This is a genomic window from Dyella telluris (assembly GCF_014297575.1).
Classification (GTDB): Bacteria; Pseudomonadota; Gammaproteobacteria; order Xanthomonadales; family Rhodanobacteraceae; genus Dyella; species Dyella telluris.
In genome coordinates this window covers 4,885,292-4,896,824 of record NZ_CP060412.1, presented here as the reverse complement: position 1 = coordinate 4,896,824, position 11,533 = coordinate 4,885,292, and the positions used below count along the sequence as shown (strand labels likewise).

Genomic DNA, 11,533 nt, shown 5'->3' with positions numbered 1-11,533 from the left:
ATTCACGAATGTCTCTTCGCTCTCCGCCGCTGTTCCATCGCCTGCGCCGCCACCGCGGCCTGTGGGCATTGGTGGTGGCGGTTCTGCTGATCAAACTGGTCAGTGGCTCGTTATGCCTTGCCGATGGCGGTGAGCGGGACATGTCCGTCTCGCAGGGCCACGTCGTTGCAACGGCAGCATTCGATGCACCGGCGACGCAGCCAGCGGGAGACGGCGATTGCCTGCTGGGCGAAGGGACGGCCTGTCACTGCGCCTGCGCGCATGCCGCCACCTTGCCTGCTTCCGCCATGCTGGCCATCGGCATGCACGTTGCGCCTTTCGTTTCCGCCTCCGTTCCCCTGGGCCGTGTGCCCAGCATGACGGGCTCGCTCCTGCGTCCACCCATCGCCTGACAACGACCGCATGTCGTGCGCCCTGACGGGCGCATTCGTGTTCGTTTTCAGGAGATCTTTCCATGTCTGTTCTGCGTGCAGCCCTTGCGGGGGCTGCTTGTTTGATGTGCGTGGCCGTTGCCACGGCATCCGAGGTTGCCGGTGACGCCTCGGCGCCTTCCATGACTCCGTCGCTGCAGGAAGCGCTGCGGTCCGTCTGGGCCGCCAGCCCCGATATCCAGGCGGCACGTGCCGAATCCGAAGCCGCGCAGGCGCGTGTGCGTGCGGCGGCCCAGCCGGTCTACAACCCCTCGTTGTCACTGGATGCCGAGAATGCCGATGTGGATCGGCGCACCGTGGGCTTGTCGTTGCCGCTGGATCTGTCAGGCAAGCGTCGCGCCCGTACCGCGCAGGCCGATGCCCAGTGGCGCGGCCGTGAGGCGTCCTATGAGCTGTTGCGTCGGGAGGTGGCATCGCGCTGGCTCAAGGCGTGGTCGGCCGCATCGTTGGCTGCCCGCCAACGTGAACTGGGTGAGCGTCGTGTCGCTCTGATGCGCCGCTTCGACGCGCTTGCAGCCGAACGCCTCGCGGTGGGTGATATCAGCAGCCCCGAGCGTGATCTGGCGGCATTGGCGCTGGGTGAGGCGCAGATACAGCAGGCATCGCTGGCGGCTGGCGAGGCCGCCGCCCGCGCCGAACTGGATGCTGTCGCGGGTGACGCGGTGAGCGTAGCGCCGGCGCTCCCCGCAGCACTGCCGCCCGCATCCCAGGGCGTTGAGCCATTGCCCGTCGATGATCGCCCGGAGCTGATCAAGGCGCGCGCCGACGAAGCGGCCGCGCAGGCCGGCATCGAGGTGGCCCGCAAGGCCCGGTTGCCTGATCCCACGATCAGCCTCACGGGCGGGCGCGTGCGTACGGGCACGGCGACGGATCAGGTGATTGGCCTGAGCGTGTCGATTCCGTTGCCCGTGCTCAACAGTGGTCGTGCGGAGATCGACGCGGCGCTGGCTGATGCCGGCGCCGCAGCCGCGGTCGTGCGCTCCCGTCAACAATGGACGCGCGCCTCGTTGCGCGAGGCGCAGGCCCGTTACGACGCGCTGCGCACGGCCGGACTGGCCTTCCGCGAAGGTCGCGCCGCTGCGTTCGACGATCGCACGGCGTTGCTCGAGAAGCTCTGGCGCGCTGGCGAAATCAGCACCTCCGACTACCTCGTCCAGCTCAAGCAGAGCCTGGATACCGCGCTTTCCGCGCTCGCCCTTGAAAGCCAGGCCTGGCAGGCCTGGTTCGACTACCTCGCCGCCGCTGGTCGCCTGACCGACTGGCTGGATGGACGCACACAGGATGTTTCCCCATGAATCGTATGTTTCGACTCGCTGCTTGCACGCTGGCGCTCGCCGCCATGAACGTTTCCGCGGAGCAGGCGGCCAACCCGTTGGCGCTGGATGCCCGCGCCGTGAAGGAGGCGGGGATCGAAATCGCGACCCTCGCAACGCGTGAGCTCGCTGACGAAATCAAGGCGCCTGGCGAAGTGACCATCGATGCCTACTCGACCACGCTGGTGTCGCCGCGCATCGAATCCATGGTGCTGGCCCGCAAGGCGCGCCTGGGCGACGTCGTGAAGGTTGGTCAACCACTGGTGATGTTGTCGAGCGTGCAGGTGGCGGAAACGCAGGGTGCGCTCATCGTCGCCGAGCAGGAGTGGCGGCGCGTGTCTTCACTGGGCCCGCAGGCGGTGTCCGGCCGTCGCTATACCGAGGTGCAGGTGCAGCGCGACCAGGCGCGTGCGCGCCTGCGTGCGTATGGCCTGTCGGATGGACAGATCCAGGGCGTCCTGCGGGCCGGTTCGGCGAAGGCGGATGGCAGTTATGAGCTGCTGGCACCTGCCAACGGCCGCATCACCACCGATCAGTTCCTGGTGGGCGATCGCGTGGATGCGGGACGCACCTTGTTCACCCTGGTGAAAGAAGATGCCGTATGGGTGGAGGCGCGCATGCCGCCCGCGGATGCCGAGCGTGTTTCCCAGGGTGCGGCCGCACGCATCCTGATCCACAGCCAGAGTGTGCCCGGCAAGGTCGTGCAGCGCTCCCACCAGACCGATGAAAAAACCCGCACCGTGCCCGTGCGGATTGCCGTGGACAACCAGCGTGACCTGCTGCATCCGGGTGAGCTGGTGGATGCGCGCATCGCCATCGGCGGGCGATCCGCGCTCGCCGTGCCGGTGGATGCCGTGGTGTTGCTGCAGAACCAGTCCAGCGTGTTCGTCGCCAGTGGCAAGGACGCGTTCGAGCCGGTGGCCGTGCAGGTGGGGGAGACCCGCGATGGCTGGGTCGAGATTCAACAGGGCCTGAAGCCCGGCGCCCGGTACGTGAGCAAGGGCGCGTTCGCACTGAAAGCGCGCCTGTTGCGCTCGCAGCTGGGAGAAGAGTGATGCTGGCCCGTCTTGTCGAACTCTCGTTGCGATACAAGCTGCTGGTGATCATCGCCTTCGTGGTCATCGGCGTGCTCGGTTACCAGGCTGTGCGCAAGCTTCCCATTGACGCGTTTCCCGATGTCACGCCGGTGCAGGTCAATGTGTACACCGAGGCGTCAGGGCTTGCGGCCGAGGATGTGGAGCAGCTGCTGACCACGCCGGTCGAGTCATCGCTGGCCGGCCTGCCGAAGGTGGAGGAGGTGCGCTCGGTCAGCCTGTTCGGCCTTTCCTATGTCTCGGTGTACTTCAGCGACGACATGGACATCTACTTTGCGCGCCAGCTCGTCAACGAGCGCCTGCAACAGATTGGCGAGCGTTTGCCGGCGGGCTATGGCAAGCCGGAAATGGGGCCCAACACCTCGGGTCTCGGGCAGGTGCTGTGGTACACCGTGGAGCGTGCGGACGATGCGCTGAAGAGTGCGCCGGATGACCGCGAGCTGCGTACCCTGCAGGACTGGACCATTCGCCTGATGCTCCGCACGGCGCCCGGCGTGGACGACGTCACCTCGTGGGGCGGCCAGGAAAAGCAGTATCAGGTGCGCATTGACCCGATGAAACTCATCGCACACGGGCTTGGTTTCAAGGACGTCATCGAGGCACTGCAGGCCAATAACGCGCAGGTCGGCGGAAACTTCGTCGATGTTGGTCGCGAGCAGTATCTGGTGCGCGGGCTGGGGCTGGTGCAGGGCACGCGCGATATCGGGCAGATCGTGCTCAAGACGGAGGACGGTACGCCGGTCTATGTGCGCGACGTGGCCACCGTGACGGAAGCCGGCGCACCGCGCACCGGAGCGGTCACGCGCGATGGCAAGGAAGTGGTGATGGGGCAGGCGCTTGCGCGCATCGGCGAGAACGCCAAGAGCGTGGTGGATGCCGTGAAGGGCAAGCTCGAGGTGGTGCGGCAGGCACTGCCGGCAGGTGTGGTGGTGAAGCCCGTCTACGAGCGCACCGATCTGGTGAATCAGGCGGTAGGCACGGCCGTACGGGCCTTGGTGGAGGGCTCCATCCTGGTCGCTATCGTGCTGTTCCTGTTCCTTGGGGAATTGCGCAGTGCGCTCGTGGTGGTGGTCGCCTTGCCGCTGGCCATGCTGATCGCATTCATCTGCATGGAGCAAGCGGGGCTGTCCGCCAACCTGATGTCGCTGGCCGGTCTGGCCATCGGCATCGGCATGATGGTGGACGGTGCCGTGGTGATGGTGGAAAACGCCTTCCGCATCATGGCGGAGCGCAAGGCGCACGGCGGGCCGGTGGACCGCACGGCTGCCGTGCTGGCGGCGGCGCGTGAGGTGGCCACCCCCATCGCGTTCGCCATCGTCATCATCATCGTGGTGTTCCTGCCGCTGTTCAGCCTGCAGGGGTTGGAGGGCAAGATGTTCAAGCCCATGGCGTTCAACATCAGCTTCGCCATGGCCGGTTCCCTGTTGCTCGCGCTGACCCTGATTCCCGTCCTTGCCGCGCTGGTGCTCAAGCCCAAGGAGGAGAGGGACACTCGGCTGGTGGCCTTCCTCAAGCGGCGTTATGCCGTTGTGCTTGCGTGGTCGCTGCGTCGGCGTGGGCTGGTGCTCGGCATGGCGTGCGGTGCCTTGCTGGGCAGCCTTGCGCTGTTTCCGTTGCTGGGCAAGGAGTTCATGCCGAACCTGAAAGAGGGCGCCATCATGTGGCGCATCACCTCCATTCCATCGGCGTCGCTGGATGAATCCATCGAGGTCTCGCGGCAGGTCGCGGCGCGCATCAAGTCTTCGTTCCCCGAAGTGGAAACCACGCTGGCCATGATCGGCCGCGCAGAGAAGGGCGAGACCGCCGATGTGAACTACATGGAGGTCTACACGCCGCTCAAGCCGCGGGAGAAGTGGCGCAAGGGCCAGACGCTGGAGCGTATCGAGACGGACATGCAGCGCGAGCTTTCCGAGGCGTTGCCCACGGCCGTGGTGGGCTATACCCAGCCGATCCAGATGCGCATCGAGGAGCTGATTTCCGGCGTGCGTGCCACGCTGGCGCTCAAGCTCTATGGCGATGACCTGGGCGAGCTGGATCGTCTGAGTGCACGCATCAAAGACGTGCTGAGTGGCGTGCCTGGCGTGGCCGACCTGGCGCTGGAGGCCAATCTGGGCAAGCCGCAGATACGCATCCGCGTGGATCGTGACGCACTGGCACGCTACGGCCTCAATGCCGACGACGTGCTCACCGTGGTGCGCAACGGCATCGGCGGCGACCCGGTCACCACGCTGATCGATGGCGTGAAGCGTTTCGACATCGCCGTGCGGCTGGATGATGCCGACAAGCGTTCCACGCAGGCCATCCAGCGCATCCCGATCCAGTCGCGGGGTGGCGCCATCGTGCAATTGTCGCAGGTGGCCGAGGTGAGCGAGGCCGAAGGCTATTCCTTCATCCGTCGCGAACAGCTGCAGCGCTATGCGGTGATCCAGATGGATGTGCGTGGTCGCGACATCGATGGTTTCGTGCAGCAGGCGAACGCGGCCATCGCGCAGCAGGTGAAGCTGCCGGCAGGCTATTACATGGAGTGGGGCGGGGCGTTCGAGAATCAGCAGCGTGCACTGAAGCGGCTTTCGCTGATTGTGCCGGCCACCATCTTCTTCATCTTCATCCTGCTCTACACGGCGTTCAACTCGATGAAGTACGCCGCGCTGATCCTGGCCAACGTGCCGTTTGCGACCATTGGCGGCATCGTGGCGCTGGCGGTCACGGGGCAGTACCTGTCCGTACCTTCGGCGATCGGATTCATCGCGGTATTCGGCGTGGCCATGCTCAATGGCATCGTGCTGGTGAGCTTTCTTAATGAGCAGCGCGGCCAGGGGGTGAGCGTGCGGGATGCGGTGATCCGAGGCACTGCATTGCGCCTGCGGCCGGTGCTGATGACGGCCAGCGTGGCGATTCTGGGGCTGGTGCCGATGCTGCTGTCCAGTGGTGTGGGCGCGGAAACCCAGCGCCCGCTGGCCACGGTGGTCGTGGGCGGCCTGATCACCTCCACCTTGCTGACGCTGGTGTTGCTGCCGGTGCTCTACGACTGGATGGAGCGACGCGCGGAGTTGCGTCGCCCGACGCAGGGCGGTGAATCCCATTAAGGATCGTCCTCAATCCGTGCCTTGCATCACGGGGCACTGTGGTCACGGCGGCCCGGCCGGGCCGTCCGTGGCACACTTGCGCCGTGACGCCCCGGGACAGGTGGAGAAGGATGGTCATGGCGGTTCTATGGATGGTGATCGGTGCGGTGCTCGGCGGCCTGCTGTCGTCCGGCTGGACGGGCGCCGTCGGCGGCGCCGTGGTGGGTTTGATCTGGGCGCGACAGGCGGCGCTGTCACGCGAGCTTGCGAGCCTGCGGACGCAGCTGGCTGCATGGAAGTCGGTGCCTGCAACGCGCCCGGCGCGGGCGGCCACTGACGAGCAGCCCCGGACGGCGGCCGACGAAGCACGTGCCGCGTGGCAGCCTGCCGCAGAGCCGGTTCCGCCGACGGTTGTGGCGGAATTCCGTGCACCTGAAAGCCCGCCGCCTTCGCCGAAGTCCGCGCCGTGGCCGGAGGAGGAATCCATCCCGCCGGTGCCGCCCATGCCGCGTCAACCATCCGGCTTCGATCGTCTCCTGCAGCGCGTGTGGCATTGGTTCACCGAGGGCAATGTGCCGGTGAAGATCGGCATGCTGGTGCTGTTCGCCGGCGTGGCGGCCTTGCTCAAGTACGCATCCGATGCGGGCGTGCTGCATGCGCCGCCGGCCGTGCGCGTGTCGCTGGTGGCGTTGGCTGCCATGGCGGGCCTGGCATTCGGCTGGCGCAAGCGCGAATCGCAGCGCGTGTTTGCCTTGTCGCTGCAGGGTGGCGCCATCGGCGTGCTGGTGATCACCGTATTCGCGGCATTCCGCCTGTACAACCTGTTGCCGGCCGGCGCGGCGTTCGCCTTGCTGGTGGTGCTGGTGGCGGGCATCGGCGTACTGGCGGTGATGCAGGATGCACTCGCACTGGCCGTGCTGGGCCTGTTGGCCGGTTTTGCCGCGCCCGTTCTGGTGTCCACCGGCAACGGCAGCCATGTGGCGTTGTTCAGTTATTACGCCGTGCTCAACCTCGCCATTCTCGGCATTGCCTGGAAGCGTTCGTGGCGCGTGCTGAACCTGCTGGGTTTCATCGCCACCTTTGCGGTGGGTACGGCATGGGGTGTGCTGCGTTACGACTCGTCGTTGTTCGCCAGTACCGAACCGTTCCTGGTGCTGAACTTCCTGTTCTACCTGTTCATCCCGTGGTTGCACGTGACGCGGGCGCCGGTGGATCGTCGACTGGTGATCGACGGCTGCCTGATGTTCGGCAATCCGCTGATCAGCCTGCTGTTGCAGGGTGCGCTGCTGCGCTGGGACGGCAAGGCGTTGGGCATCTCCACCCTGGTTGCCGCGGCCATCTACGTCACCGTGGCCTACGTTTCCCGTCGCCAGCCGGCCATGCGCCTGTTGCGCGAAACCTGGGCCATCCTTGCCGTGGCCATGGCCACGCTCACCGTGCCGTTGGCCTTGCGTGCCGACGTGACCGGCTGCATTTTTGCGCTGGAAGGTGCTGGGCTGATCTGGCTTGGCCTGCGCCAGCAACGGCGGTTCGCCCTGTGGAGTGGCATCGCATTGCAGCTGTTCGCGGCCTGCGCCTTGCTGATCGATCGCGACATGCATGGCGCCAGCAGCATGGCTTTGCCGGTGCTCAACCGCGAATGCATCGGTGGCCTGATGCTGGTGGTGGCTGGCTTCGCCAGCAGCGGCCTGCTCGCCAGACTGGGTGACGGCCGCGCGCTGCACCGTGTGCTGGCCGTGGTGCTGTACGGCTGGGGCATGCTCTGGTGGGTAGTGACCAGTGGCGTGGAAATCAGTCGCTGCATTCCCGATCCCTACCTGTTCGCGGCCTGGCTGGCGTGGCTGGGCGTGACGGCGTGGGGCGCAGCGGAGGCCGCGCGTCTGCGTGCGTCGGGAGAACTCGGCTTCGCGCTCGACTGGAGCCCTGTGGCTTTCAATGCGGTGATGCTGGTCTGGATCATGGTGGGCGGCTTCTTCCACACACAGCCGCTGCGTGGCTGGAATCTGTTGGCGGTGCTGGCCACTGGCGCACTGGGTTGGCGCACGCTGCTGTGCCTGCGCGAGTCGGTGTGGGCAGGTGCGGTGGCGCAGTGGATGTGGCTGTGGCGCTGGGTGTTGCTGGCGGCATGCGGTATCGGCGTGGCGCTGGATCGCCTGCGTTGGCTGGCGGATAGCTGGAGCGTGGCGCTGGCCATGGTGCCGCTGCTGCTGGCGTTCTTCCTCGCGCAATGGCGTCCGTCGCTGCTTGCGCCGCCCATGGCGCAGCATCAGTCGCGCTGGTTGCCGTTGCTGAAATACTCCTTGCTGGCAGTGCTCGGTGTGCTGGGTCTGGCAGCCTTGTTCGCCGGTGGCAATGCGGCGCCGCTGCCCTATGTGCCGCTGCTGAATCCGGCAGAATTGCTCCTGTTGCTGATCGCCGTGGCTTTCGGCGCGTGGCTGAACGATCCGGCGTTGCCGTCGATACTGGCACGCGTGCGTGGCCCGGTGCTGGGTGGCATCGTGCTGGCGTTGGCCACCAGTTTCACCTTGCGCGGCGTGCACCAGCTGGGTGGCGTGCCCTGGAATGGTGCGCTGTTCGACTCCAGCCTGGCGCAGATGTCGCTGACGCTGGTGTGGAGCATCCTTGGCTTGTTCGCCTGGGTGTGGGGTTCCCGGCATGGCCATCGCCTGTTCTGGTTGGCCGGCGCGATCATCATGGGCGTGGTGCTGGCGAAGCTGATCCTGGTTGACCGTCGTCAGCTGGGCAACTTGTTCGGCATCGGTTCGTTCATTGCCTTTGGCTTGCTGTGCAGTGTCATTGGATACCTGGCGCCGGCTCCGCCGCGCCGTTCATCGTCTATGGAGGAGACCGGGCATGCGCCTTGATGTTCGTTGGATCGCGCTCGCCTTGATGTTGCCCGTGGCTGCGGCGCGGGCGGACAGCAACGTTGACTACGCTTATGCCTTTGCGCTGGATACCCACGCCACCGCCGAGGCCTATCGGGTGGTGCTGACGCCGGAGGTGTATGCCTCTGCCAATCCGTCGGCCGACCTGGGCGACATGATCGTGGTCAATGCGCTGGGCAAGCCGGTGCCGTTCGCCCTGATGCCGGTGGCGCCGCCGTTGAAGCACGATTTCGAAACGGAAGTGCGCCTGCTTGCCTTGCCGGTGGCGGCAGCCAACAGCGACAGCGTGAAGGTGGAGCGCAACGCCAGCGGCGGCATCGTGATCAGCCAGGATGGTCGTGGCGCCACGGCCCAGCGCCCGAAGAGCTGGCTGATCGATGCGGGGCGCGAAGTGAACATCGACGGCATCGCGCTGGTGCCGGCGTCGATCCAGCAGGATTTCCAGCTGCACGTGTCGGTGGAGGGCAGCAACAACCTGCGCGATTGGCAACTGCTGTCCGACGACGCCAGCCTGACCCGCGTGCACAACGACCAGGATCAGGTGGAGCAGCTCAGTGTCGAGTTGGGCGGCAATGCCCCGGCGCGTTATTACCGGCTGCGCCTGACCGATGGCGAGGTGGACTGGAGCACGGGCCATGCCCCCACGGTGACGCTGACCGGCAGTTACACCGATGCCGGCGCCGATCGCGCTTCGCAACTGCAGTGGCTGGACGCCCGGGTCAGCGGGCAGGCAGCGAGCGACTACGATTTCGAATTGCCGGCGACGCTGCCGGTGGAGGCTGTCGCGCTGGCTTTGCCTGCCACCAACAGCGCTGCCCGTGTGCATGTGCTGGTGCAAGGGCGTGACGCCGCGTCGTGGACTGAAGTCAGTGCGCTAGACCTGGTGCGCGCGGCCGGCAGGAAGGGCGATGCTACGGCCACCATCAACATGCGCAGCGTCAGTCACCTGCGCGTGCACAGCGACACGCCGCTGTCCGGCGCACCGTCGCTGCGCGTGGGCTGGTTGCCGCCGCAGTACGTGTTCCTGCCCGAGGGCAGTGCGCCATACCGCCTGCTGGTGGGCAGCTACTCGGCGCGTCGTGGCGAGTATCCGGTCGACGAGGCCATCGGCCGCCTGCGCGGCAGTCATGGCGAGGACTGGCAGCCACCGGTCGCGGCACTCGGTGCGCGCAAGGACGAGGCCGGCGCCGTCGCGCTGGAGGCGCCCAAGGTGCCCTATGACTGGACCAGGCCCCTGTTGTGGGTGGTACTGGTGGTGGGCGCGCTGGGCGTGGCGTGGATGGCCTTCAGCCTGCTGCGGCAGGGACGCAGGGACGAGCAGTAAGCCAGGGCCGGATGGGGCAGGGGCGCGACCCTGCTTCCCCGATGCCCTATCATGAAGGGCATGTCACGCAGCGATATGTTCGACGCGCCGGGCCTGTTTGGTGAGCCCGACGACCTCAAGCCCCTGGCCGAGCGCATGCGGCCGCGCACCCTGGATGAAATCGTGGGCCAGCAACGCGTGCTGGCCCCGGGCAAGGCCTTGCGCCGCGCGCTGGAAGCCGGTCGGGTGCATTCCATGATCCTGTGGGGCCCGCCTGGTTGCGGCAAGACCACGCTGGCGCTGCTGGTGGCGCGCTACGCGGATGCGGACTTCCGCGCCATCTCCGCCGTGCTTTCGGGCCTGCCTGATGTACGCAAGGCGCTGGCCGAAGCCGAGGGCAACTTCGCGCAGGGTCGCCGCACCGTGCTGTTCGTGGACGAGGTGCACCGCTTCAACAAGGCGCAGCAGGATGCCTTCCTGCCGCATATCGAGCGCGGCGTGATCATCTTCGTCGGCGCCACCACGGAAAACCCTTCATTCGAACTCAACTCCGCCTTGCTCTCGCGTTGCCGCGTGCACGTGCTGGAGGCGGTGACCACGGACGACATCGCCGTGGCGCTGAAGCGCGCGCTGGAAGACAACGAGCGCGGCCTCGGCAGCATGCAGCTCGATGTCTCCGACGAGTCGCTGAGGCTCATCGCGCAGGCGGCGGATGGCGATGTGCGCCGCGCGCTGACCCTGCTGGAAATCGCCTCCGAGCTGGCCGAAGACCACCGCATCGACGAAACCACGCTCACCCAGGTGCTGGCCGACCGCACACGCCGCTTCGATAAAGGTGGCGAGCAGTTCTACGACCAGATCTCCGCGCTGCATAAATCCGTGCGCTCGTCCGACCCGGATGCCGCCGTGTACTGGCTTACCCGCATGCTCGATGGCGGCGTGGACCCGCTCTACCTGGCGCGCCGCATGACCCGCATGGCCGTGGAGGACGTGGGTCTGGCCGAGCCGCGGGCCTGGCGCATGGCGCTGGATGCGTGGGATACGTACGAGCGCCTGGGCAGCCCCGAAGGCGAACTCGGACTGGCCCAGCTCGCCATCTGGCTGGCCATTGCGCCCAAGAGCAACGCTGCCTACATGGCCTATAACAAGGCCCGCGCCGTGGTGCAGCAGTCCGGCACGCTGGACGTGCCCATGCACCTGCGCAACGCGCCGACCAAATTGATGAAAGGCCTGGGCTACGGGCAGGGCTACCAGTACGACCACGACAGCGAAGGCGGCGTGGCGCTGGATCAGCAACTGCTGCCCGATGCGCTGGAGGGCACCGTGTTCTACGAGCCGGTGGAGCGCGGGCTGGAGTTGAAGCTGCGTGAAAAACTGCTGAGCCTGCGCGAAGCTCGCCGGGAGGCGAAGGAGCGCAAGCGATAACGCCTGAACCAGCAGGG

Annotated in this window: 7 protein-coding genes; all 7 read left to right on the top strand. The window is 66.6% G+C overall.

Annotation, left to right across the window (positions count from 1 at the left end; all coding sequences use genetic code 11):
* The first annotated feature begins 8 nt into the window (after positions 1-8).
* Positions 9-392, top strand: coding sequence for a hypothetical protein (locus H8F01_RS21270; RefSeq protein ID WP_187056993.1), 384 nt, complete (start codon positions 9-11; stop codon positions 390-392).
* Between the two features lie 161 nt (positions 393-553).
* The gene (locus H8F01_RS21265) at positions 554-1,726 is read left to right on the top strand and encodes a TolC family protein (protein WP_238481089.1); all 1,173 of its coding nucleotides are present in this window, start codon (positions 554-556) and stop codon (positions 1,724-1,726) included.
* Complete coding sequence (locus H8F01_RS21260; protein ID WP_187056991.1) at positions 1,723-2,799, top strand: efflux RND transporter periplasmic adaptor subunit; 1,077 nt, start codon at positions 1,723-1,725, stop codon at positions 2,797-2,799. The genes H8F01_RS21265 and H8F01_RS21260 overlap by 4 nt, the downstream gene beginning before the upstream one ends.
* On the top strand, positions 2,799-5,924 hold the full coding sequence (locus tag H8F01_RS21255; RefSeq protein ID WP_187056990.1) for an efflux RND transporter permease subunit: 3,126 nt from the start codon (positions 2,799-2,801) through the stop codon (positions 5,922-5,924). The genes H8F01_RS21260 and H8F01_RS21255 overlap by 1 nt, the downstream gene beginning before the upstream one ends.
* Positions 5,925-6,040: 116 nt before the next feature.
* Entirely contained in the window at positions 6,041-8,767 is a 2,727-nt protein-coding gene (locus H8F01_RS21250) for a DUF2339 domain-containing protein (RefSeq protein ID WP_238481088.1), read from the top strand.
* A complete protein-coding gene (locus tag H8F01_RS21245) occupies positions 8,757-10,112 on the top strand; it encodes a DUF3999 family protein (RefSeq protein WP_187056988.1) in 1,356 nt (451 codons plus the stop codon). Before H8F01_RS21250 ends, H8F01_RS21245 begins: the two co-directional genes overlap by 11 nt.
* A gap of 60 nt (positions 10,113-10,172) precedes the next feature.
* Positions 10,173-11,516: a replication-associated recombination protein A gene (locus H8F01_RS21240; protein WP_238481087.1), complete on the top strand. Its 1,344-nt coding sequence runs from the start codon at positions 10,173-10,175 to the stop codon at positions 11,514-11,516.
* Positions 11,517-11,533 lie beyond the last annotated feature (17 nt).